Annotated in this window: 22 protein-coding genes; 17 read left to right on the forward strand and 5 right to left on the reverse strand. The window is 72.3% G+C overall.

All coding sequences use genetic code 11. The features are described from left to right. The first annotated feature begins 17 nt into the window (after window positions 1-17). Both argF and ABZ919_RS03740 read left to right on the forward strand, forming a co-directional pair. Complete coding sequence (gene argF / locus ABZ919_RS03735) at window positions 18-1,034, forward strand: ornithine carbamoyltransferase (RefSeq protein ID WP_361242298.1); 1,017 nt, start codon at window positions 18-20, stop codon at window positions 1,032-1,034. Between the two features lie 116 nt (window positions 1,035-1,150). Continuing rightward, window positions 1,151-2,599 carry an amino acid permease gene (locus ABZ919_RS03740; RefSeq protein ID WP_361242301.1) on the forward strand — a complete coding sequence of 483 codons (1,449 nt, stop codon included), beginning with the start codon at window positions 1,151-1,153 and terminating at the stop codon, window positions 2,597-2,599. Here the strand turns inward: ABZ919_RS03740 and ABZ919_RS03745 are convergent. Beyond that, a complete protein-coding gene (locus ABZ919_RS03745; protein WP_361242304.1) occupies window positions 2,556-3,011 on the reverse strand; it encodes an ATP-binding protein in 456 nt (151 codons plus the stop codon). The genes ABZ919_RS03740 and ABZ919_RS03745 overlap by 44 nt on opposite strands. 296 nt (window positions 3,012-3,307) lie before the next feature. Here ABZ919_RS03745 and ABZ919_RS03750 point away from each other — a divergent pair, with 296 nt between their 5' ends. Genes ABZ919_RS03750 through ABZ919_RS03760 form a run of 3 tightly spaced genes read left to right on the forward strand, consistent with a single transcriptional unit; the run spans window position 3,308 to window position 6,939 of the window. Then, window positions 3,308-4,135, forward strand: coding sequence for an enoyl-CoA hydratase family protein (locus ABZ919_RS03750; RefSeq protein WP_361242306.1), 828 nt, complete (start codon window positions 3,308-3,310; stop codon window positions 4,133-4,135). Window positions 4,136-4,141: 6 nt separating this feature from the next. Continuing rightward, window positions 4,142-6,409, forward strand: a complete 2,268-nt coding sequence (locus ABZ919_RS03755; protein WP_361242309.1) for a bifunctional salicylyl-CoA 5-hydroxylase/oxidoreductase — start codon at window positions 4,142-4,144, stop codon at window positions 6,407-6,409. Between the two features lie 29 nt (window positions 6,410-6,438). Then, window positions 6,439-6,939: a hypothetical protein gene (locus tag ABZ919_RS03760; RefSeq protein WP_361242312.1), complete on the forward strand. Its 501-nt coding sequence runs from the start codon at window positions 6,439-6,441 to the stop codon at window positions 6,937-6,939. 6 nt (window positions 6,940-6,945) lie between these two features. On the opposite strand, the gene ABZ919_RS03765 is transcribed toward ABZ919_RS03760, so the two are convergent. After that, entirely contained in the window at window positions 6,946-7,758 is an 813-nt protein-coding gene (locus ABZ919_RS03765) for a PaaX family transcriptional regulator C-terminal domain-containing protein (protein WP_361242315.1), read from the reverse strand. 15 nt (window positions 7,759-7,773) lie between these two features. Further along, entirely contained in the window at window positions 7,774-9,366 is a 1,593-nt protein-coding gene (locus ABZ919_RS03770; RefSeq protein ID WP_361242317.1) for an AMP-binding protein, read from the reverse strand. Window positions 9,367-9,588: 222 nt separating this feature from the next. Between ABZ919_RS03770 and ABZ919_RS03775 the strand changes: the two genes are divergently transcribed. Both ABZ919_RS03775 and ABZ919_RS03780 read left to right on the forward strand, forming a co-directional pair. Continuing rightward, window positions 9,589-10,737 (forward strand): acyl-CoA dehydrogenase, encoded by a 1,149-nt coding sequence (locus tag ABZ919_RS03775; protein WP_361242320.1) that lies wholly within the window; start codon window positions 9,589-9,591, stop codon window positions 10,735-10,737. Further along, window positions 10,734-11,132 carry a RidA family protein gene (locus tag ABZ919_RS03780; protein ID WP_361242323.1) on the forward strand — a complete coding sequence of 133 codons (399 nt, stop codon included), beginning with the start codon at window positions 10,734-10,736 and terminating at the stop codon, window positions 11,130-11,132. The genes ABZ919_RS03775 and ABZ919_RS03780 overlap by 4 nt, the downstream gene beginning before the upstream one ends. 28 nt (window positions 11,133-11,160) lie before the next feature. Here ABZ919_RS03780 and ABZ919_RS03785 read toward each other — a convergent pair whose 3' ends face one another. Beyond that, a complete protein-coding gene (locus ABZ919_RS03785) occupies window positions 11,161-11,388 on the reverse strand; it encodes a DUF5999 family protein (protein WP_361242326.1) in 228 nt (75 codons plus the stop codon). A 237-nt stretch (window positions 11,389-11,625) separates the two neighbouring features. Between ABZ919_RS03785 and ABZ919_RS03790 the strand changes: the two genes are divergently transcribed. After that, window positions 11,626-12,054, forward strand: coding sequence for a DUF6299 family protein (locus tag ABZ919_RS03790; RefSeq protein WP_361242329.1), 429 nt, complete (start codon window positions 11,626-11,628; stop codon window positions 12,052-12,054). Between the two features lie 327 nt (window positions 12,055-12,381). Here the strand turns inward: ABZ919_RS03790 and ABZ919_RS03795 are convergent, their stop codons facing one another. Continuing rightward, complete coding sequence (locus ABZ919_RS03795; RefSeq protein WP_361242331.1) at window positions 12,382-13,161, reverse strand: GntR family transcriptional regulator; 780 nt, start codon at window positions 13,159-13,161, stop codon at window positions 12,382-12,384. A gap of 324 nt (window positions 13,162-13,485) precedes the next feature. On the opposite strand from ABZ919_RS03795, the gene ABZ919_RS03800 reads away from it, so the two are divergent. From ABZ919_RS03800 to ABZ919_RS03840, 9 genes are all read left to right on the forward strand, one after another. After that, window positions 13,486-14,766, forward strand: coding sequence for an extracellular solute-binding protein (locus ABZ919_RS03800; RefSeq protein ID WP_361242334.1), 1,281 nt, complete (start codon window positions 13,486-13,488; stop codon window positions 14,764-14,766). Between the two features lie 110 nt (window positions 14,767-14,876). Next, complete coding sequence (locus ABZ919_RS03805) at window positions 14,877-15,878, forward strand: sugar ABC transporter permease (protein WP_361242337.1); 1,002 nt, start codon at window positions 14,877-14,879, stop codon at window positions 15,876-15,878. Then, window positions 15,875-16,705: a carbohydrate ABC transporter permease gene (locus ABZ919_RS03810; RefSeq protein ID WP_361242340.1), complete on the forward strand. Its 831-nt coding sequence runs from the start codon at window positions 15,875-15,877 to the stop codon at window positions 16,703-16,705. The genes ABZ919_RS03805 and ABZ919_RS03810 overlap by 4 nt, the downstream gene beginning before the upstream one ends. A gap of 8 nt (window positions 16,706-16,713) precedes the next feature. Next, entirely contained in the window at window positions 16,714-18,225 is a 1,512-nt protein-coding gene (locus tag ABZ919_RS03815) for a glycoside hydrolase family 3 protein (protein WP_361242343.1), read from the forward strand. Window positions 18,226-18,322: 97 nt separating this feature from the next. Then, complete coding sequence (locus ABZ919_RS03820) at window positions 18,323-19,387, forward strand: phytanoyl-CoA dioxygenase family protein (protein ID WP_361242346.1); 1,065 nt, start codon at window positions 18,323-18,325, stop codon at window positions 19,385-19,387. Beyond that, window positions 19,384-20,673, forward strand: coding sequence for a DUF6271 family protein (locus tag ABZ919_RS03825; RefSeq protein ID WP_361242349.1), 1,290 nt, complete (start codon window positions 19,384-19,386; stop codon window positions 20,671-20,673). The genes ABZ919_RS03820 and ABZ919_RS03825 overlap by 4 nt, the downstream gene beginning before the upstream one ends. Further along, complete coding sequence (locus tag ABZ919_RS03830; RefSeq protein WP_361242352.1) at window positions 20,670-21,911, forward strand: type III PLP-dependent enzyme; 1,242 nt, start codon at window positions 20,670-20,672, stop codon at window positions 21,909-21,911. Before ABZ919_RS03825 ends, ABZ919_RS03830 begins: the two co-directional genes overlap by 4 nt. 1 nt (window position 21,912) lies before the next feature. Then, window positions 21,913-22,425 carry a GNAT family N-acetyltransferase gene (locus ABZ919_RS03835; RefSeq protein WP_361242355.1) on the forward strand — a complete coding sequence of 171 codons (513 nt, stop codon included), beginning with the start codon at window positions 21,913-21,915 and terminating at the stop codon, window positions 22,423-22,425. Window positions 22,426-22,430: 5 nt separating this feature from the next. Beyond that, complete coding sequence (locus tag ABZ919_RS03840) at window positions 22,431-23,630, forward strand: MFS transporter (RefSeq protein WP_361242358.1); 1,200 nt, start codon at window positions 22,431-22,433, stop codon at window positions 23,628-23,630. Window positions 23,631-23,654: the final 24 nt, after the last annotated feature.

Below are 23,654 nucleotides of genomic sequence, written 5' to 3' on the forward strand. Positions count from 1 at the left end.
ATCCCTGGAGCGCCCCCATGGCGACAGTCCCGACCGCCCTCGCCGGCCGCCACTTCCTCAAGGAGCTGGACTTCACCGGGGAGGAGTTCCTCGGCCTGGTCGAGCTGGCGGCCGAGCTGAAGGCCGCCAAGAGGGCCGGGGCCGAGAAGCAGTACCTGCGCGGCCGGAACATCGCCCTGATCTTCGAGAAGACCTCGACGCGCACCCGCTGCGCGTTCGAGGTCGCCGCCGCCGACCAGGGTGCCCACACGACCTGCCTCGACCCCTCCGGCTCGCAGATCGGGCACAAGGAGTCCGTGAGGGACACAGCCCGCGTCCTGGGCCGCATGTACGACGGCATCCAGTACCGCGGCGACAGCCAGGCCAAGGTCGAGGAGCTGGCGGCGTACGCGGGTGTGCCCGTCTACAACGGTCTCACCGACGACTGGCACCCCACCCAGATGCTCGCCGACGTGCTCACCATGACGGAGTACAGCGCCAAGCCGCTGCCGCAGACCGCCTTCGCCTACCTCGGCGACGCCCGCTTCAACATGGGCAACTCCTACCTGATCACCGGCGCCCTGCTCGGCATGGACGTCCGGATCGTCGCCCCCGGGTCCTACTGGCCCGCCGAGGAGATCGTCGCCCGGGCCCGCAAGCTCGCCGAGGCGAGCGGCGCCCGGATCACCCTCACCGAGGACGTACAGGAAGGCGTGTCGGGAGCGGACTTCGTCGCCACCGACGTCTGGGTCTCCATGGGCGAGCCCAAGGAGGTATGGACCGAGCGGATCGAGGCGCTCGTGCCGTACGCCGTGACCATGGACGTCCTGCGCGCCACCGGCAACCCCGGCGTGAAGTTCCTGCACTGCCTGCCGGCCTTCCACGACCTCGGCACCGAGGTCGGCCGCGAGATCCACGCGACCTACGGCCTCGACTCGCTGGAGGTCACGGACGAGGTGTTCGAGTCGGCGCACTCGGTCGTCTTCGACGAGGCCGAGAACCGCCTGCACACCATCAAGGCGGTGCTGGTCGCCACACTCGCCCGGCAGCCCTAGTCCACCGAACCGTCCCCGCCCTATCCTGGCCGGTGGCCCGGAACCACCCCTTCCGATGCCGCCGCCGCGACCCCACCCCGGTCGCCCGCACCACCGAGAAACGAGCACCACCCGCAATGCCCGCTCCCCGCATCAAATCCCCCCACCTGCTCGTCGCCGAATCCGGCGCGGACCGCGAGGGCCACGGCCTGAAGCGCACGATGGGCCTGTTCCAGCTCATCTGCTTCGGCGTCGGCGCCATCGTCGGCACCGGCATCTTCGTCGGCCTCTCCGACTCCGTCGCGCAGGCCGGCCCGGCCGTCGTCGTCTCCTTCATCCTCGCCGCGATCACCTGCGTCTTCACCGCCTTCTCCTTCGCGGAGCTGGGCGGGGCGATCCCGGTCTCCGGCTCCTCCTACTCCTTCGCCTACGCGGGCCTCGGCGAGTCCACCGCCTTCCTGGTCGGCTGGTGCCTGCTGCTGGAGTACGGCGTCTCCATCTCGGCCGTCGCGGTCGGCTGGAGCCAGTACGTCAACGAGCTGCTGCACAGCCTCACCGGCGTCCAGCTCCCGGCCGCCCTGTCCGCGGGCCCCGGCGACGGCGGGATCATCAACCTCCCCGCCGTGATCGTCATCGCCATGGCGTCCCTGCTGCTGGTGCGCGGGGTACGCGAGAGCGCCCGGGCGACGGCCGCCATGGCCGCGGTGAAGCTCGTCATCCTGCTGGCCTTCTGCGCCATCGGCTACAGCGCCTTCAAGCACGGCAACCTCACGCCGTTCTCCCCGGCCGGCCTCGGCGGCATCGGCGCGGGCACCACGGCCGCGTTCTTCTCCTACATCGGCTTCGACGCGATCACCACCGCGGGCGAGGAGGCCAAGAACCCGCGCCGGGACATCCCGGTCGCGATCATGGTCTGCATGGGCATCGTGACCCTGCTGTACTGCGCGGTCGCGCTCGCCGCGATCGGCGCCATCGGCGGCAAGCAGGTCGCCGGCCGGCCCGCCGCGCTGTCGTACGTGGTCAACGAGGTCACCGGTTCGGCCGTCGGGGGCGGAGTGATCGCCTTCGGAGCGGTCGTCGCCATCGCCTCGGTGGTCCTCGCGGTCATGTACGGCCAGACCCGGATCCTGATGTCGATGTCCCGCGACGGCCTGATCCCGCGCGTCTTCGAGAAGGTCAACCCGAAGACCTCCACCCCGGTGGCCGGGACGCTGATCGTCGCGGTCGTCTTCGCGCTGCCGGCGGCCTTCGCCTCCCTCGACGCCGTGATGAACCTGTGCACCATCGGCACGCTCGCCATCATGGCCGTCGTCAACATCGCGGTGATCGCCCTGCGCCGCCGCGAGCCGGGCCTCACCCGCAGCTTCCGGGTGCCGCTCTACCCGGTGGGCCCGCTGCTCGGCGTCGCCTTCTGCCTGTACCTGACCTACGAGACCGGGTGGCAGACCTGGATCCAGTTCGCCGTGTTCCTCGTGGTGGGCCTGCTGATCTACGCCGCCTACGGCCGCCGGCACTCCACGCTGGCCGACCCGGCCGCCGAGGTCACACCGAGCGCCGCCGCTGAGCGGGAACCGCAGGCAGTCTGAACCACACCGCCTTGCCCGACGCGGTGGGGCGGTGACCGCAGGACGAGCTGAGGGCGCGGATCAGCAGCAGCCCGCGCCCGCCCTCCTGCCAGGGGTCGGGCTCCTCGATCACCGGCCGGGTCAGATGGCCGGGCGGCGCCGGGTCCGGGTCGTGCACCTCCACCTGGCAGCCGGTCGGCAACAGCTCCACCACCAGCTCTATGGGGCCGCGCCCGGCGGTGTGCTCCACCGCGTTGGCCACCAGCTCCGCGGTGAGCAGCTCCGCGGTGTCGCAGTCGGCCGGATGCTCCACCTCGGCGAGGGCCGTGCGCACCAGGGCGCGCGCCACGGGCACCGCCGCGGCGGTGTGCGGCAGCGCGATGCGCCAGGAGGCCGGTTCGGTGGGGCGTTCGTGCAAGGCGAGTCCGTTCATGGAGCAGGCTGTCCTGCTTTCGGCTGTAGGAATGGTACGGGCCCGGCCACGGCAGTCCGCCGACGGGCTTCGCCCGGGACCGCCCGGCCCCGGTACGGGCGGCTTACCCAGGCGAACCGCCCGCCTCGCCCACGCGCGCCCACTGTTACGGCGCTGTCGACGATCGGTGACGCAGGTGACCGGATCCGGCCGAACCGCCGAGGGTTGTCGCGTACTCGTGACGACAGTCACAAACGAGTGATAGCTTTTCGGGACAGTGCAACGTACGGCACCGCCGCCCTAGGAGGCCGCACGTCATGAGTCCCTTCACCGGCTCCGCCGCCCGCACCCCCCGCTGGGAGCATCTGCGGGTCCAGCTCGCCGACGGGGTGGCCACCGTCACCCTCACCCGCCCCGAGAAACTCAACGCGCTCACCTTCGGCGCCTACGCCGATCTGCGCGACCTGCTGGCCGAGCTGTCCCGGGAGCGCGCCGTACGCGCCCTGGTACTGGCCGGCGAGGGGCGGGGCTTCTGCTCCGGCGGCGACGTCGACGAGATCATCGGCGCCACCCTCGCCATGGACACCGCCCAGCTGCTCGACTTCAACCGGATGACCGGCCAGGTCGTACGGGCCGTCCGGGAGTGCCCCTTCCCGGTGATCGCCGCGGTGCACGGCGTGGCGGCCGGCGCCGGAGCGGTCCTCGCCCTCGCGGCCGACTTCCGCGTGGCGGACCCCACGGCCCGTTTCGCCTTCCTCTTCACCCGGGTCGGCCTGTCCGGCGGCGACATGGGCGCGGCCTATCTGCTGCCCCGGGTCGTCGGCCTGGGCCACGCCACCCGCCTGCTCATGCTGGGCGAACCGGTCCGGGCACCCGAGGCCGAGCGCATCGGCCTGATCAGCGAGCTGACGGAGGAGGGCCGCGCGGACGAGGCGGCCCTCGCCCTGGCCCGCCGCCTCGCCGACGGCCCCGCCCTGGCTCACGCGCAGACGAAGGCGCTGCTCACGGCCGAGCTGGACATGCCCCTGGCGGCCTCGATCGAACTGGACGCCTCGACCCAGGCGTTGCTGATGAACGGCGAGGACTACGCCGAGTTCCACGCGGCCTTCACGGAGAAGCGCCCTCCGAAGTGGCGGGGAAGGTGATCTCCCATGCGCGTGGCGATCATCGGTGGCGGCCCCGGCGGCCTGTACGCCGCCGCGCTCCTCAAACGGCTCGATCCCACCCGTGAGGTGACCGTCTGGGAACGCAACGCCCCGGACGTCACCTTCGGCTTCGGAGTGGTCCTCTCCGACGAGACCCTGGGCGGCATCGAACACGCCGACCCCGTGGTCTACGCGGCCCTGCAGGAGCACTTCGTCCGCTGGGACGACATCGACATCGTGCACCGGGGGGTCACGCACCGCTCCGGCGGCCACGGATTCGCGGCGCTCGGCAGGCGCCGCCTGCTGCAGATCCTGCACGACCGCTGCCGCTCCCTCGGCGTGACGATCGACTTCGGCACCGAAGCCCCCCACCCGGACGTCCTCTGCGCCGAGTACGACCTCGTCGTCGCCGCCGACGGTGTGCGCAGCAGCGCCCGCGAGGCCTACGCCCCGGTGTTCCGGCCGCGGGTGACCGAGCACCGCTGCCGCTACATCTGGCTCGCCGCCGACTTCCCCTTCGACGCCTTCCGCTTCGAGATCGCCGAGACGGAACACGGCGTGATGCAGCTCCACGGCTACCCGTACGCCGCCGACGCCTCCACCGTGATCGTCGAAATGCGCGAGGAGGTCTGGAAGGCGTCGGGACTCGACGAAGCCGCCCCGCACGAATCCGTCGAGCGCTGCGCGAAGATCTTCGCCGAGGCCCTCCGCGGCCGCCCGCTGCACTCGAACAACTCGGCCTGGACGACGTTCCGCACGGTGGTCAACGACCGCTGGTCGCACGGCAACGTCGTGCTCCTCGGCGACGCCGCCCACACCGCCCACTTCTCCATCGGCTCCGGCACCAAGCTCGCCGTGGAGGACGCGCTGGCCCTGGCCGCATGCCTGGAGGAACAGCGCGACGTGGCAGACGCGTTGACGGCCTACGAACAGGAGCGCAAGCCCGTCGTCGCCTCCACCCAGCGCGCCGCCCGGGCCAGCCTCGAGTGGTTCGAAGACCTGCGCCTGCACCTGGACCAGCCGCCCCGCCGGTTCGCCTTCAGCCTGCTCACCCGCAGCCGCCGTGTCACCCATGACAACCTCCGGCTGCGCGACGCCCGCTTCACCGGGGCGGTCGAGCGCGAGTTCGGCTGCCCGCCCGGCACGCCGCCGATGTTCACCCCGTTCCGGCTGCGCGGTCTGACCCTGCGCAACCGGGTCGTCGTGTCCCCGATGGACATGTACTCCGCCACCGACGGCGTACCCGGCGACTTCCATCTCGTCCACCTCGGCGCCCGCGCCCTCGGCGGGGCCGGGCTGGTCATGACCGAGATGGTGTGCGTGAGCGAGGAGGGCCGGATCACACCGGGCTGCGCCGGTCTGTACACCGGGCGGCAGGCCGAGGCGTGGCGGCGGGTCACCGACTTCGTGCACACGCAGTCACCCGGCACCGCGATCGGCGTCCAGCTCGGCCACTCCGGCCGCAAGGGTTCCACGAAGGTGATGTGGGACGGCATGGACGAGCCGCTGCCGCACGGCAACTGGCCCCTCGTCGCCGCCTCCCCGCTGCCGTACAAGCCCGGCAGCCAGATTCCGCGCCGGCTCTCGCGCGCCCAGCTCACCGACATCCGCGAGCAGTTCACCGCCGCCGCCTGGCGGGCCGCGCGGGCCGGATTCGACCTGCTCGAACTGCACTGCGCGCACGGCTATCTGCTCTCCGGCTTCCTCTCCCCGCTCACCAACCGGCGCACCGACGCCTATGGCGGCTCCCTGGAGCGACGGCTGAGGTTCCCGCTGGAGGTCTTCGACGCCGTACGCGCGGTGTGGCCCACGGAGCGGCCCATGACGGTGCGCATCTCCGCGACCGACTGGGCCGAGGGCGGCACGACCGCGCAGGACGCGGTGGAGATCGCCCGCGCCTTCGCCGCGCACGGGGCCGACGCGATCGACGTCTCCACCGGACAGGTCGTGGCGGAGGAGCGGCCGGAGTTCGGGCGGTCGTACCAGACGCCGTTCGCCGACCGGATCCGGCACGAGGCGGGTGTCCCGGTCATCGCGGTCGGCGCGATCTCGTCCTGGGACGACGTGAACTCGCTGATCCTGGCCGGGCGCACGGACCTGTGCGCGCTGGGCCGTCCGCACCTGTACGACCCGCACTGGACGCTGCACGCGGCCGCCGAGCAGGGCTACGAAGGACCCGGCATCGTCTGGCCGGCGCCCTACCGGGCGGGCAGCAGGCGCCCGCAGACCGGGCGCACGGACGCGCCGAAGCCACGGCTGAGCCTCGGCGGCTGATTGTCGGTGCCGTCTGCTGTACTCGACGTGTGAGTGTGATTTTCGAGTACTTCTGGGTCGCCGACCGGGCCGCCGCGGTGGAGTGGGCGATCGGCCCGGGCGGGGACTGGCTCGGTGAGCGGCCGGGCGACGCAGCGGGCGTCGACTGGTTCGACGTGAAGGGGATCGACGCGCACGTGGTGCTGGGCCAGTTGGTCGCGTTCGCCGGGGCCGGGCTGTTGGACAGCGGGGCGGCACCGCGGCTGATATGGCCCGATCCGGACGCGGTGCCCTACCCCCACGAGACGTGTCCCGCGGCCGGGACCGCCTGGGACACCGGGCTGATCCTCGAGGAGATACCCCGGAGCTGGCGGGACACGCTCGCCGGGGTCGTGGAGGAGGCCGTGCCGATGCTCGCGCTCCAGTGGTGCGACATCGCGGAGATGCGCTGGGACTACGAGCAGGCGACGGAAGGCGTGCGCATGTTCGCCGGTCTGGCGCGCCGCGCGAGCGAGGCCGGGGCGCAGCTCTACTGCAGGTTCGGCGCCTGACGGGCCTTACGCCCTCGCGAACACCGCGCCCGCGTCCCGCAACCGCTCGTGCAGCGCGCGGAACACCTCCGCCGAGCGCACGCCCGGCCAGCCCGTGGGAAGCAGGTGGGTGGGCAGGCCCGGGTCGGCGTAGGGCAGGTGGCGCCAGGAGTCGAGGGCGAGGAGGTAGTCGCGGTAGGCTTCCTCGGGCGGGGTCGACGCACGGCGCTCCCAGGCGTGCAGGACCGGGGCGTGCGCGTCCAGGAAGCGCTCGTGCTCCTTGGCGATCGCGGTCAGGTCCCACCAGCGGGCGACCGCCTCGGCCGTCGGGGCGAAGCCCAGATGCTCGCCGCGGAACAGGTCGACGTAGGGATCCAGGTGCAGCCGGCGCAGCGTGTGCCGGGTCTCCTCGTACAGCCTCGCCGGGGCGATCCACACCCCCGGGGCCGCCGTGCCGAAGCCCAGGCCGGCCAGCCGGGAGCGCAGCACATGCCGCTTCTGCCGCTCGGACTCGGGCACGGAGAACACCGCGAGCACCCAGCCCGCGTCCTCGACGGGCGTGGTCGCGTAGATGCGCCGGTCGCCGTCCTCCAGCAACTGGCGTGCCTCGGGCGAGAGTTCGTAGCCGGCCGCGCCCTGCGCCGTGCGGGCCGGCTGCAGCAGCCCGCGCCGTTTGAGGCGGGACACCGAGGAACGGACCGAGGGCGCGTCCACGCCGACCGCGGCCAGGAGCCGGATCAGCTCGGCGACGGGTACCGGGCCCGGCATGGAGCGGCCGTACGCGCCGTAGAGCGTGACGATGAGGGACCTGGGGGCGTGCTGCTCGGTCACGTTGATCATTTTAGGTCGTCGGCATCACTGCCGGTCGCCTTCGCTGCGCAGCCGGAAGCGCTGCAGCTTGCCGGTGGCGGTGCGGGGGAGCGCGTCCAGGAAGACGAACTCGCGCGGGCACTTGTAGGGGGCCAGTTCGGACGTGAGGAAGGCGCGCAGGGCCTCCGGATCGCGCGGGGCTCCCTCGCGCAGCACCGTGTAGGCCACCACCGCCTGCCCGCGGTCCTCGTCCGGGCGGCCCACGACCGCCGTCTCCACCACGTCCGGGTGCCGCAGCAGCGCGTCCTCCACCTCCGGCCCGGCGATGTTGTACCCGGCGGAGATGATCATGTCGTCGGCGCGGGCCACGTAGCGGAAGTAGCCGTCGGGTTCGCGGACGTAGGTGTCGCCGGTGATGTTCCAGCCGCCGCGCACGTACTGGCGTTGCCGCGGGTCGGCGAGGTAGCGGCAGCCGACCGGGCCGCGCACGGCGAGCAGGCCGGGCTCGCCGTCGGGGACGGGCGTGCCGTGCGCGTCCTGCACGCGCGCCTGCCAGCCCGGCACCGCAACGCCCGTGGTGCCCGGCCTGATCCGCTCGTCGGCGGCGGAGACGAAGATGTGCAGCAGCTCGGTGGCGCCGATGCCGTTGATGACCCGCAGGCCGGTGCGCTCGTGCCAGGCCCGCCAGGTGGCGGCGGGCAGGTTCTCGCCGGCCGACACACAGCGCCGCAGCGAGGAGACGTCGTACTCGTCCAGCCGCTCCAGCATGGCGCGGTAGGCGGTCGGCGCAGTGAACAGGACCGAGACGTCGTGGCCGGCGATCGCGGGGAGCAGATGACGGGGGCCGGCCTGTTCGAGGAGCAGTGAGCTGGCTCCGGCCCGCATCGGGAAGATCACCAGTCCGCCCAGGCCGAAGGTGAAGCCGAGCGGGGGAGAGCCGGTGAACACGTCGTCCGCGCGGGGGCGCAGCACATGCCGGGAGAAGGTGTCCGCGATCGCCAGCACGTCCCGGTGGAAGTGCATGCACCCCTTCGGGCGACCCGTGGTGCCCGAGGTGAACGCGATCAGCGCCACGTCGTCGGCCGCGGTGCCGGCCGCCGGGTACGGCGTGCCGGGCGCGGGGCGGTTGAGGAGGTCGTCGGGGCCGTCACCGCCGTACGTCGTGATCCGCAGCCCGGGTATGTCGGCCTTCGCCAGGTCGTCCACCGACCGGATGTCGCACAACGCGTGCCGCACCAGGGCGATCTCGCACATGGTGGCCAGCTCGTGCGGGCGCTGCTGGGCGAGCACGGTGACCGCTATCGCGCCCGCCTTCAGCACGGCCAGCCAGCACGCGGCGAGCCAGGGCGTGGTCGGGCCGCGCAGCAGCACCCGGTTTCCGGGCACCACCCCCAGGTCGCCGGTGAGCACATGCGCGATCCGGTCGACGTGCGCGCGCAGTTCGCCGTACGTCCAGCTGCGGCCGTCCGGGGTGTGGAAGACCGGGCGGTCGGCCTCGGCGTGGTCCAGCAGCTCGGCGGCGCAGTTCAGCCGGTCCGGGTAGTGCAGCTCCGGCAGGTCGAACCGCAGCTCGGGCCACTCGCCCGGCGGCGGCAGGTGGTCGCGCGCGAAGGTGTCGACATGGGCCGAGCGATGCATGGCGGTTCGCCCCCTTGCCGTGACAGACGTCGAGACGGGCGCCGTGGTGGGCACCGGCGTCCTGGTGGGCCGACGGCGATGCCGCCACATGGAGCGTATCGCGTTGGTGACGGCAGTCAACCTTCCGCGATAACGTCGGCGGTGAGGGGGACAAGCGAACCGGGTCCCCTCGGACGGTGACGGGAAGGGCCGTGGCGGCCCGGACCGGAGGGAGGGCCGGCAGTGCCCGCATTCTCGCTCGAACCGGAGCAGACCGCCTGGTGCGCCGAGCTGCGCGCGATGGCCGCCGAACGGCTGCGTCCACTCGCCGGCAAGGGGGAGCCGGGACACGTCAACCGGCCGCTCCTCGCCGAACTCGGCCGACTCGGGCTCCTGGCCCGGCTGTTCACCTCCGGCGCGCTCGACCTGTGCCTGATGCGGGAGTCCCTCGCCCAGGCCTGCACGGAGGCCGAGACCGCCCTCGCCCTGCAGGGCCTGGGCGCCCACCCGGTGCACGCCCACGGCAGCCCCGCCCAGCGGGAGCGCTGGCTGCCCCGGGTCGCCGACGGCAGCGCGGTCGCCGCGTTCGCGCTCAGCGAGCCGGAGGCCGGTTCGGACGCGGCAGCCCTGTCCCTGGCGGCCGAGCCCGAGGGCGCCGGCGGCTGGCGGCTCACCGGCGCCAAGTGCTGGATCTCCAACGCCCCCGAGGCCGACCTCTACACCGTCTTCGCGCGCACCGCACCGGGTGCCGGAGCCCGCGGTGTGACCGCCTTCCTCGTCCCGGCCGACCGCCCCGGGCTCACCGGGAACGGGCTGGAGATGCTCTCTCCCCACCCCATCGGCGCCCTCGACTTCGACGCCGTGCCCGTCACCGCCGCCGACGTGCTCGGCGAGGTGGACCGGGGATTCGCCGTCGCCATGGGCACCCTCAACCTGTTCCGCCCCAGCGTCGGCGCCTTCGCGGTCGGCATGGCCCAGGCCGCGCTCGACGCCACTCTCGGCCACACCCGCCGCCGCGAGGCGTTCGGCGGCCGGCTGATGGACCTGCAGACCGTCTCCCACCAGGTCGCCGAGATGGCCCTGCGCACCGAGGCGGCCCGGCTGATGGTCTACGCGGCGGCGACGGCGTACGACGAAGGCGCCGCGGACGTCCCCCGGCGCGCCGCGATGGCCAAGCTGCTCGCCACCGAGACCGCGCAGTACGTCGTCGACACCGCCGTCCAGCTGCACGGCGCCCGCGCCCTGCGCCGCGGCCACCTCCTCGAACACCTCTACCGCGAGGTGCGCGCCCCGCGCATCTACGAGGGCGCGAGCGAGGTCCAACGAGGCATCATCGCCAGGGAGTTGTACACCCAGGCCCGCGAACGGGCCGACGAACGGGAGGTCCGGTGACGACCGAGCGCGTCAACCCGCCCGAGCTGTCCCCGCCCACCGGCTTCTCGCACGCCGTCGTCGCGTCCGGCTCCCGGGTGGTGTTCCTCGCGGGCCAGACCGCCCTCGACACCGACGGCAAGGTCACCGGCGACACGCTCCCCGAGCAGTTCGAGCGGGCCCTCGGCAACCTGCTCGCGGCCCTGCGTGCGGCCGGCGGCACCCCCGCCGACCTCGCCCGGGTGACCGTCTACGCCACGGACGTCGCCGCGTACCGCGCCCACGCCGGCCGGCTCGGGCGCATCTGGGGGGACCTGGCGGGCCGGGACTACCCGGCCATGGCCGTCGTGCAGGTCGTACGGCTGTGGGACGAGCAGGCGATGGTGGAGCTGGACGGGTTCGCGGTGCTGCCGTAGCCACCGGCTGAGGTCGACGAGCCGTCGTTCAGGCCGCCACGGAAAGCGCCGATGAGGTCGTTCGGGCCGCCACGGCGAGGCGTTCGGCGGGGACCCGGCAGGGCGGGACCACGCTGCCGTCCGGGTGCAGTTCGCCGCTGTCGTCGAAGACGATCGAGCCGTCGCACAGCAAGGTCCAGCCCTGCTCGGGGTGGGTGGCCACCGGGTGTCGCAGGGCGGCGCCGGACGCGGGGCACGAAGACTGGTCGGAGCACATGGCGCACCTCCACATCGGGATGTGAGGGGCCGGCGGGTGCGGCCGCCGCCCGTGATGCATAGACCATGCTCCCGGCGTGAACGCTCCGGAACCGCTCGCCGTGAAGCGTGACAACTCCCGGACAACTCCCGGACGGTTCCATGACGCGCCACCGATGGAGTGACGGTCACGCCCGGCGGCACGGCCGCCCGGTACCAGTGGTAGGCCCCAATCCCACCGGAACCGGGAGGAAACTCCATGCCCCTACGCCCCGCGCTCGCCGCGGCCCTCGGCGCGGCCGCCCTGCTGTGCGCCGCCGCCGGCCCGGCCGCCGCCGGCTCCGCCGAGACGGTCACCGTCGACAGGACCGGCCATGTAGCCAAGGACGGCACCGTCACCCTCACCGGCACCTACCGCTGCACCGGCGCCACCGGCGTCGCCTTCGTCAGCTCCTCCATCAGCCAGGGCAGCCGCACGACCGCGTACGGCATCGGGGGCACCGCCGCCCGGTGCGACGGCGCCAAGCACCGGTGGAAGAACTCCGGCAAGGTCTCGTCGGAGGCGCTGAAGGCCGGCAAGGCTTATGTGCAGGCGACGGTCACCGAACTGCGCCCCGGCGGCCTCCTCCTGCTGGTGCCGGCCTTCCACGCCATGCAGCAAAAGGACGTCACACTCAACCGGAAGTGACGGACGGTCCGCTCAGACGGGGGTGCCGGACGGTCCGTTGGCCCGGAGGTGACGGACGGTCCGCTGACCCGGAAGGGACGGGCCCCCCGCCGCGCCGGCCGGGCGGGCGACACCGCCGTGCGCCCGGCACCGGGCCGGGCGCCGGAGGTCCACGGCGACCGTCCGTGCCGGACGCCGTACGCCCGCGGCCGGTGCCGGACGGCCTCGCCCGGCGACACCCGGGCACTCCGACACCGCGACACCCTGACACCGCGACACCCCCACACGCCGGCCCGTGGCGTCCTGCGGGGCACGGTGGCGTGCGGGCGTGGCCGAACTCCCGTGTGCTCAGCCCTGTGCCGGCCCGGCGGCCGGCCGGTGCAGGGCGGCCACGAACTTGTACCGGGAACCCCGGTACACCGAGCGCACCCACTCCACCGGGGTGCCGTCCGCGTCACGCGAGTGCCGGGACAGCAGCAGCATCGGCAGCCCCACGTCGGTGCCGAGCAACTGCGCCTCGCGCGGGGTCGACAGCGACGTCTCGATGGTCTCGTCGGCCTCCGCGAGATGGACGCCGTACACCTCGGCGAGGGCCCTGTACAGCGACGGGCGGGTGGCCAGGCACGCGCGCAGGCCGGGGAAGCGGCGCGCGGACAGATGGGTCGTCTCGATCGCCATGGGGTCGCCGCTGGCCAGCCGCAGCCGCTCGATGCGCAGCACCCGCTCGCCGAGCCCGATGCCGAGCAGACCCGCGAGCCGCTCGTCCGCCGGCACCTCCCCGACGTCCAGCACCTGTGAGGCGGGGGTGAGGCCCTGTGCCCGCATGTCCTCGGTGTGCGAGGTGAGCTCGAGCGTGCGGTACAGCTTGGGCTGGGCGACGAAGGTGCCCTTGCCCTGGATCCGGTCCAGGCGGCCCTCGCCCACGAGTTCGGTGAGCGCCTGCCGGACGGTGGTCCGTGAGGTGTCGAACCGCACGGCGAGCAGCCGCTCGGCCGGCATGGCGGAGCCCGGCTGCAACTCCTCGGCCATGGCGAGCAACCGCTGTTTGATCCGGTAGTACTTCGGCACGCGCGCGGTGCGGCCGTACGCCCCTCGGTGCGGCTGGGCGCTGCTGACGTCGGTGGTCATGCCTGCCTTCCCGGCTGTGTCGACGGTCTCCCGTTATAGCGACCAACTGCCCTATGGTCTAGTCCAACCCGCTCGTCCAGGTCCGGTCCAATCGGGTGCCCGGGCGAAAGGGGCGGATGTGGACGGACGCCCTCCGGTGACGTTCTGGTAACGGCCGGAAGGGGCTTCCTGAACCACCCTTGACACCCCGAAAGGTCTAGGCCAAGCTCCCCGGTACTGGTCTACACCATTAGTGGCCAGGTCCCGAGCCCTACGTGCAGCAGCGTCGTACGCAGGTCACCGCCGAGGGCGTGGGGGGTTAGTGGCATCCCTGAGGAGGGTGGCGTGAAGCGCAAGCTCGCTGCCGCGATCGTGATCGCGGGCATGATGGTCTCCGTTGCGGCGTGTGGCGGAAAAGACGGCAAGGACAGCGGCAAGGACGCGGGACCGGGCAGCTGGAAGGGCCAGACGCTCACGGTCTGGACCATGGACGGTTCGGCGCCGCCGCAGTGGACCAAGGACGTCCAGGCCGCGTTCGAGAAGAAGACCGGCGCGAAGCTGAAGTTCGAGATCCAGAAGTGGGACGGGATCCAGCAGAAGATCACCACCGCCCTCTCCGAGGACAACCCGCCGGACGTCCTGGAGGTCGGCAACACCCAGACCCCGGCCTACGCGGCCACCGGCGGCCTCGCCGACCTCGCCGACCTCAAGAAGGAGATCGGCGCCGACTGGACGCCGTCGGTCTCCCAGTCCGCCGTCTACGACGGCAAGCAGTACGCCGCCCCCTGGTACTTCGCCAACCGCGTCGTCATCTACAACAAGGCGATCTGGGCGAAGGCCGGCATCAAGGACACCCCCAAGACCCGGGACGAGTTCTTCAAGGACCTGGAGACCATCGGCAAGAAGACCGACGCCGAGCCGCTCTACCTCCCCGGCCAGAACTGGTACTTCCTCGACGGCCTGATCATCGGTCAGGGCGGGGAACTGGTGAAGAAGCAGGGCGACAAGTACGTCTCCAACCTCGCCGACCCGAAGGTCTCCGCGGCCATGGAGATCTACAAGAAGTACGCCTCCTACTCCAAGGCCCCCAAGGACAAGGACGAGGCCACCCCGCAGCAGGCCACCATCTTCGCCAAGGGCAAGACCGGCGCCATGATCGGCATGGGCTGGGAGGCCGGCACCGCCATCCAGACCAACAAGGCCATCGAGAAGGACCTCGGCTACTTCACCATCCCCGGCGCGACCGCCGACAAGCCCGAGGGCGTCTTCCTCGGCGGCTCCAACCTCGCCGTCGCCCAGAACAGCAAGAAGCAGTCGCTGGCCAAGGAGTTCCTGAAGATCGCCCTGTCCGACCAGTACGAGGGCGAACTGGCCAAGCTCAACGGCGTCGTCCCGAACAAGACGTCGCTGGAGAGCAACCTCAAGGGCAACGCCGCCGCCGAGGCCGCGGCTCCCGGCGCCGCGGTCGGCGGCACCACCCCGCTGATCCCCGGGTGGGCCGCCGTGGAGAACACCCCCAACCCGATCAAGTCCTACATGACGGCCGTGCTGGGCGGTAAGTCCCCGGCGGACGCCGCCAAGGACGTCTCGGGCGAGATCGACAAGCGCCTGGCCCAGCAGAACTAGACCCGCGCCGGGGGCGTCGCACGGACGCCCCCGGCTCACCTGTGCCGTGCGCGTCCCTTGCCGTACGCAGGGCACACGCATTCGTACGGCCACGGAAGAGATGACGACTCATGTCAGTGCAGACCGAAGGCACGGACACGGCCGGGGAGCCCGCTGTCCGCAAGGCCCGGGTTCCGGCGCCGCCGCGAGGCGAGGACCGCACCTCCGGGTCGCCGGCCGGCCGCCGCGCCCTCGCCGCCCCCTACCTGCTCCTGCTGCCCGCGCTGCTGGCCACACTGATCCTGCTGGGCTGGCCCCTGATCAAGAACGGCATGCTGTCGTTCCAGAACCTCAACCCCCGGCAGCTCATCCAGCACCTCACCGAGTGGAACGGCGTCGACAACTACAAGGAGGTCCTGACCGGTTCGGACTTCTGGAAGGTCGTCGAGCGCTCCCTCCTCTTCACCGCGGCCAACGTCGTCCTGATCATGGTGTTCGGCACTCTGATCGGGCTGCTGCTGGCCCGCCTCGGCAAGAGGATGCGCCTCACCCTCCTGGTGGGCCTGGTCCTCGCCTGGGCCATGCCCGTCATCGCGGCCACCACCGTCTACCAGTGGCTGTTCGCGCAGCGCTACGGCGTCGTCAACTGGGTCCTGGACAAGCTCGGCTGGCACTCCATGGCCGACCACAACTGGCTGGCCTCCCAGTTCTCCACCTTCGCCGTGATCACCCTGCTGATCGTGTGGATGTCCGTCCCCTTCGTGGCGATCAACCTCTACGCCGCCACCACCACCATCCCCAAGGAGCTGTACGAGGCCGCGTCCCTGGACGGCGCCGGCGCCTGGCAGAGCTTCACCTCGGTGACCCTGCCCTTCCTCAGGCCGTTCCTCTACTCCACGACCTTCCTCGAGGTCATCTGGGTCTTCAAGGCGTTCCCGCAGGTCTTCGCCATGAACGAGGGCGGCCCCGACCGCCTCACCGAGACCCTGCCGGTCTACGCCTACGTCGAAGGCGTCGGCAACCAGCACTTCGGGGTCGGCGCGGCGATCTCCTTCCTGACCATCCTGGTGCTGCTCGTCATGACCTCGTACTACCTGCGCATGGTGCTCAAGCAAGAGGAGGACGAGCTGTGAAGCGCTCGCTCTTCGGCCGTGTCTGGCCCAACGCGACCGCCGTCGTCCTCTTCGTCGGCTTCGTGTTCCCCGTCTACTGGATGTTCGCCACGGCCTTCAAGCCCACCGGCGACATCATCGCCGACACCCCGGTGTGGTTCCCGACGAACGTCACCCTCGGCCACTTCAAGAAGGCGGTCGACGCCGACCACTTCTGGACGCTGGTCGGCAACTCCGTCACCGTCACGGTCTGTTCGGTGCTGTCCTCGCTCGTCATCGCCCTGTTCGCCGCGTTCGCCCTGGCGCGGATGCGGTTCAAGGGCCGGCGCGGGCTCGTCGTCGTCTTCATGCTGGCGCAGATGGCCCCCTGGGAGGTCATGATCATCGCCATCTACATGATCGTGCGCGACAACGACATGCTGGACAGCCTCGTCCCCCTCACCGTCTTCTACACGATGATGGTGCTGCCCCTCACCATCCTGACGCTGCGCGGCTACATCGCCGCCGTGCCGAAGGAGCTGGAGGAGTCGGCGATGGTCGACGGCTGCACCCGCATGCAGGCCTTCCGCAAGGTGATCTTCCCGCTGCTGGCGCCCGGTCTGATGGCCACCTCGCTGTTCGGCTTCATCACCGCCTGGAACGAGTTCCCGCTCGTGCTGATCCTCAACAAGGACAACGCGAAGCAGACCCTGCCGCTGTGGCTGTCGCAGTTCCAGACCGCCTTCGGCGACGACTGGGGCGCCACCATGGCCGCCTCGTCCCTGTTCGCGCTGCCCATCCTGATCCTCTTCATCTTCCTGCAACGCAAGGCTGTCAGCGGTCTGACCGACGGCGCCGTGAAGGGATGACCCCGCCGATGACCACACTCGCCACCACCGGGTCTGACAGCGGCTCCGCCGCGGGTGACACCCTCACCCGGGACGCCCTCGCCGTGCTGCAGCCGGGGTTCGACGGCACCACCGCGCCCGACTGGGTGCGCCGTCGCCTCGCTGAGGGCCTCGCCTCCGTCGCCCTGTTCGGCCGCAACGTCGTCAGCGAGGACCAGGTCACCGCGCTCACCGCGCAGTTGCGCGCCGAACGGGACGACCTGCTGGTCGCCATCGACGAGGAGAGCGGTGACGTCACCCGCCTGGACGTGCGCACCGGCTCCTCCTTCCCCGGCAACCACGCTCTCGGCGCCGTCGACGACCCCGCCCTCACCCGGGCCGTCTCCCGCGAGCTGGGCCGCCGCCTGGCCGCCTGCGGCGTCAACTTCGACTGGGCGCCCTCGGCCGACGTCAACGCCAACCCCGACAACCCCGTCATCGGTGTCCGTTCCTTCGGCGCCGGTACCGACCTGGTCGCCCGGCACACCGCCGCCTGGGTCGAGGGCCTGCAGTCCACCGGCGTCGCCGCCTGCACCAAGCACTTCCCCGGCCATGGCGACACCAACGTCGACTCCCACCACGCCGTACCCCGCATCGACGTCGACGCCGAAACCCTCTACGCACGCGAACTGCCCCCGTTCCGCGCGGCCATCGCCGCCGGCACCCGTGCCGTCATGAGCGCGCACATCCTCGTCCCGGCCCTCGACCCGCACCGCCCCGGCACCCTCTCCCGCCGCGTCCTCACCGGGCTGCTGCGCGACGAACTCGGCTACCAGGGCCTGATCGTCACCGACGGCATGGAGATGCGGGCGATATCCGGCACCTACGGCCTGGAGCACGGCGTGGTCCTCGCGCTCGCGGCCGGCGCCGACGCCATCTGCGTCGGCGGCGGACTGTGCGACGAGGGCACCGTGCTGAAACTCAGGGACGCGCTCGTGGCCGCCGTACGCTCCGGCGAACTGCCCGAGGAACGGCTCGCCGACGCCGCCGCCCGGGTGCGGGAGCTGGCCGCATGGACCGCCGGGGCCCGCGGCGACGCGGAGAAGACCGCACCCGACCCCGAGATCGGCCTGGTCGCGGCCCGCCGCGCCCTGACCGTGACCCGCGCGGGCGCAGCCGCACCGGTCACCGCGCCGGTGTACGTGGCCCAGTTCGAGCCGGCCCGCAACATCGCCGTCGGCGACCAGACTCCGTGGGGCGTGGCCGCGGATCTCCAGCGGCTGCTGCCCGGCACCGCCTCCGGCTCCTTCTCCGGCGAGGGCGCCGGTGAGGCCGCGCTCGCCGCCGCCGAGGGCCGCCGGATCGTCGCCGTGGTGCGCGACGAGCACCGGCACGCCTGGATGGCCTCAACCCTCGACACCCTGCTCGCCGCCCGCCCCGACACCGTCGTCGTGGAGATGGGCCTGCCGCAGGCCGCCCCGCGCGGCACCCTGCACATCGCCACGTACGGCGCCGCCCGGGTCTGCGGTGCGGCGGCGGCGGAGGCCGTCGTCGCGGGCTGACCCACGGGCCCCTCAGGCCGCCCGCACCCGCGGGCGGCCTGCTCGATCTTGCTCTTTTCCCGGATCCCAACCGCACCTTGTGTTCCAGAGGAATCGCATGCAGACGCCCCACCCCCACCACCACCCCCACCCGCACCCGCACCCTCACCTCCACCGGGCCGCCTCGGCGCGCCCCTACTTCAGTGCCGACGGCGAGAGCTACCTCGCGCCCACCCCGCTGCGCCACCTCGAGAAGTCCCAGCCCCTCAGGGTGCTGTCCGACAAGGACTTCGCCTTCTGGCAGACGTACGGCTACGTCGTCGTACGCGAGGCCATCACGCCCGGCGAGGCCAAGGGCCTGCTCGACTTCGCCTGGCAGTTCCAGGGCCTCGACCCCGACGACCCCGAAACCTGGTACGCGCAACCGGAGTTCCGATCCGAACTCGACCAGCATCTGTTCGTCTACGGCTTCGTCGAGGCCTACCACCACCAGCTGCTCTGGGACAGCCGCCAGACCCGGCGGGTGTACGACGCCTTCGCCGACGTCTGGGACTGCGAAGAACTGTGGGTCACCCTGGACCGGCTCAACCTCAACCCGCCCAACACACGCACCCGTTCCCGCTCCCTCATCGAGCCCGCCGACACCGGCTTCGACATCGAGCTCCACTGGGACGTGGACACCACCCTCGCCGTGCTCCCGCAGCGCGTCCAGGGCATCATCGCCCTCAACGACACCCGGCCCGAACTCGGCGGCTTCCAGTGCGCCCCGGAACTGTTCCGCCGCTTCGAGGAGTGGCGCGTGACCCAGCCACCCGGCCGCGACCCGGTCCGCCCCGGCACCGACCGCGCCGAGTTCCCGGTGATCCGCCCCGACCTCCAGGCCGGCGACCTGCTCATCTTCAACGGACTGCTGGCGCACGGCGTGGCACCGAACCTCTCCGACAACGGTGTCCGAGCCGTCCAGTACCTGTCGATGATGCCCGCCCTGGAGAAGCACACCACCCTGCGTGAGTCCCGCGTCGAGTCCTGGCGCACCCTGGCCACCCCCGGCTGGAACGCCACCCTCCTCGGCGACGCCCGCGAGCCGGAGGCCCACCGTTACGGGCCCGCCACGCTCAACCCCCTCGGCAGAAGACTGCTCGGACTGGACGCCTGGGCCACCGCCCCGGAAGAGGCACCGTGAACCGGATCTGCCTGTGCCTGCCCACCAACCGGGCCTGCTCGGACACCCTCACCGCCGTCAGCGAAGAGGCCGCCCACGCCGCGAGCCGGTTCGGCAGTGACGTCCAGCTCCTGATCCTCGACTCCTCCGACGAGCGCACCCGCGCCGGGCACGCCCGGACCGTCGCCGGACTCCGCCCGGCGGAGGGCGTCACCGTCCACCACCTCGACGAGCACGTCCAGCGCGTCTTCCTGCGCCGGACCGTCGAGCGGGCCGGCCTGCCCGAGCCCGACCGCCTGATCGACCTCATGCTCCCGCCGGCCCTGTCGTACGGGGCCTGCACCAACCGGGCCTTCCTGCTGGCCGCCGCCCTCGGCTGCCAGTCCCTGCACCGCAGGGACTCCGACAGCGCCTACCAGCTCCACGGCGGCGAGCCGGTGTTCCCCGTCCACCACGAGCTGCCCTGGCTGGGCAGGCCCGCCGCCGAGGCCACCGCCGGCGGTCTGCGCACCGACCTCGACCCCGCCCGCAGCCACCTCCCGGTGTCCCTCGCCGGAGCCTCCTTCATCGGTGAACTCTCCGTCGACGTCGGGGAGATACGGCGGCTGGACGAAGGCGTGTACCACGACGTCGTCGGCCTCTGGGCGCCCGGCCACTGGCCCGAGGAGCGGAGGAACGCGCTGGTGGAGGAGTCCTTCACCGGCGCGGGCACGGCCCCCTTCACCGGCGACCGCTCGACCCTCACCGTCGTCGACCCCATGCGCGTCGACATGTGCAACATCGCCTTCCACCGCTCCGTGTACGAACGCGTCCCGCTGCCGCCCGCCACCGACACCATCGGCAGCGACTACTTCCTCCTCCACCTCGTCCACGACGCCGGCCTGCCCGGCATCCTCCACAACCGGCACATCGAGAACTTCCACACCCCCGAACGCCGTACCGACACCGGGTTCGTGGCCTACCAGCGGCGGTTCGTGAAGTTCCTGCTGTCGATGCTCCACTTCCACCACGTCTACGACCGCATGGCCGCCGAGGGCGCCGGGCTGTTGGACGAGCGGCATCGGGTGAGGGCGGAGACGGTCACCGCGTTCCTGCGGGAGAGCACCGGCCTGGACCGTTCCGAGAACATCTGGCGCCTGGACCGTCTCGACACGGCATACCGCAAACTCGGCGGCCGGTACGCGGCGTTCGCCGGCCAACTGGCCATGGAGCGTGACCGGTTACTGGACGACGCCGAGTCGGACACGGCGGCCTTCGCTGACCTGGTCGAGGCCTGGCCGGCACTGATAGAGGCGGCCCGCACATGAGCGCGCCACTGGGGCGCGGGGAACGGCGCGACCCGCCACGGCGAACCCGCGGCGGAGCACTCGGCGAGCCCCTCGCCACCGCACTCGCCGCAGCCGACACCGACCGCATCGTCTACGACCTGACCGGCGTCGAGCGCCAGTACGACACGCTGCTGGACGAGTTGCCCGGCACCCACATCCGCTTCGCCCTCAAAGCCTGCCCCGTCGACGAGGTCCTGCGCACCCTCACGGAGCGCGGCGCCGGTTTCGACGCGGCGAGCCCCGCCGAGATCACCCAAGCCCTCACCGCCGGTGCGCGGCCGAGCCGCATCCACTACGGCAACACGATCAAGTCCGACCAGGACATCGCCGAGGCCCACCGCCTGGGCGTGCGCACCTACGCCACCGACAGCGTCGAGGACGTCACCGCGCTCGCCGAACACGCCCCCGGTGCCCGGGTGTTCTGCCGCCTCGCGACCAGCGGGGAGGGCGCCCTGTGGGGCCTGAGCCGCAAGTTCGGCTGCGCTCCCGACGACGCCGTCCGCGTGCTGGCCACGGCCCGCGCGTCCGGACTCGCCCCGGCCGGCCTGTCCGTGCACGTCGGCTCCCAGCAGATGACCGGCGAGGCCTGGCAGCGGGCCTTCGACACCCTCGCCGAGACCCTGACGGCCCTGGCCGGGCGCGGGATCGTACCCGACCACGTCAATCTCGGCGGCGGGCTGCCCGCGCTCGGTTACCAGGACCGGCACGGCAACCCCCTCGACCCGCCTCTGGACAAGATCTTCACCGTGCTCCGCGAGGGCGTGGACCGCCTGCGCGGCCTCGCCTCCGCCCCGCTCGACGTCGTCATGGAACCCGGCCGCCACCTGGTCGCCGACCACGGCGCGGTCCGCGCCCACGTCTTCCGCCTGACCCGGCGCCGCGGGCCGGACGGCGAGGACACGCACTGGCTGTACCTGAGCTGCGGCAAGTTCAACGGCCTCTACGAAATGGACCAGTTGACGCACCGGATGGTCTTCCCGGGCCACCCGGACACGGAGGAGCACGTCTGCGCGATCGTCGCCGGCCCCACCTGTGACAGCGACGACGCCTACGGCGGCGGCCGGCATCCCGTGCGCGTCCCCCGGTCCGTCACCTCCGGCGACCCGGTCTGGATCCTCTCCGCCGGCGCCTACGCCACCAGCTACATGACCCAGGGATTCAACGGCATCCGCCCGCTGCCCTGCCTGTGCACCCGGGGCCAGGAAGGACACCACTGACATGGAAGACCTCGTACGGGACCTCACCGAGGCCGACTGGCCCGAGGTCGCGGCCCTGGAGGCGGAGGCGTACGCGGACACCTCGCTCACCGAGGGCGAGGCCGTGCTGCGCTCCCGGGCCTCGGCGGGCACCTGCTTCGTGCTGGACGTCGACGGCCGGATCGCGGGTTATGCACTGGCCCTGCCCTACCCGCGGTTCAGCTGCCCCGACCTGAGCCGGCCCGAGCAGCCCGTCCACCGCCTGCCGGGCCTGTCCAACCTCCACCTGCACGACCTCGCCGTCGCCCGGCCCCTGCGGCGCAGAGGGCTCGGCACCCGCATGGTCCGTCATCTGACGGACGCGGCCCGCCTCCGCGGCTTCGCGACGATGTCGCTGATCGCTGTCCTCGGCAGGGAGTCCTTCTGGCGTGCCCACGGCTACCGCCCCCACCACGAGACGCCCCTGCCGGCCGGTTACGGCGCCGGAGCCGTGTACATGTCGGCGCCGGTCGCCGCGGTGCGGAAGGCGGGGTGACGGCCGTGGCGAACATCCCTGTCGGCTTCCGCCGGGCCAAGTGGTCCGTCGCGGCGCTGTTCTGTTTCCTCGGCTTCCAGTACGGCACCTGGGTCTCCCGCCTGCCCGCGCTGAAGACCCGGCTCGACCTGGGCGCCGGCGAGGTGGGTCTGCTGCTGATGGTCTGCGGGGCCGGTGCGGCGGCCTCCTTCCCGCTGGTCGCCGTCCTCATGCGGCGCCTCGGCTCCCGGCGGCTGTCCCTGGCCTCGGCCCTGTGCCTGGTCGCCGTACTCGCGGCCCTGTCGGTCGTACCGGACTATCCGCTCGCCCTCCTGACCGTCTGCGCCGACGGCGTCGCGGTCGGCTGTCTCAACGTCGCCATGAACGCCCAGGGCGCCGCGCTGGAGACGGCGTACGGCCGCACCGCCATGGCCCAGCTGCACGCCACCTTCAGCGCCGGCCTGCTCGCCGCGGCGCTGCTGACCTCCGGCGTGACCGCCCTGACCGCCTCGGTCCCGGCGCACTTCGCCGTGGCCGGGGCCCTGGCGCTGCTGCTGCCGGCCGGTGCCCGCCCCGGGCTGCCGGCCGCCAGGGAACCGGGGACCGCGGGCGGGCCGAAGCCGAGCCGCCGCCGGACCCTGCCCTCCTGGACGACCCTGCTGATGGGCTGCGCCATGGCCTTCGGCACCATCACCGAGGGGGCGATGAACGACTGGTCGACGCTCTATCTGAGGGACGTCGTCAAGGCGTCGGCGTCCACGGCGCCGCTGGGCATCGCGGTCGTCTCCGTGATGATGCTGCTGGCCCGCCTGCGCGCCGACCGCTGGCGCGCCCGCTGGGGCGACGGCCGGGTCGTCCGGGCGGGCGGCGCGACGGCCGCCGCCGGTCTCGCCCTCGCCCTCCTCACCGGCGGGCTGGTGCCGGCCCTGCTCGGCTTCGCCTGCGTCGGCCTCGGTGCGGCCGCCGTCACCCCGTGCGTCTACGTCGCGGCCGCCGGCCACGGCTCCGACGCCCTCGCCCTGGTCGCCGCGATGGGCACCACGGGCCTGCTGGCCGGGCCCGCCCTGATCGGCTTCGTCGCCGGCGCGACAGACCTGACCCTCGGCATGGCCACGGTCGCCGCCTCGGCCCTGATCGTCACCCTGACCGCGTTCCGGATCCCCTGGCCCGGGCGTACCCCGGCACCCGCCTCCGGGGCTCCGGTCCCGGCGCGCGAGACCGCGTAGGGCCGGCCCGACACCGGCATCGGG

It is taken from the genome of Streptomyces sp. NPDC046759 (assembly GCF_040645475.1).
In the GTDB taxonomy this organism is placed as follows: domain Bacteria; phylum Actinomycetota; class Actinomycetes; order Streptomycetales; family Streptomycetaceae; genus Streptomyces.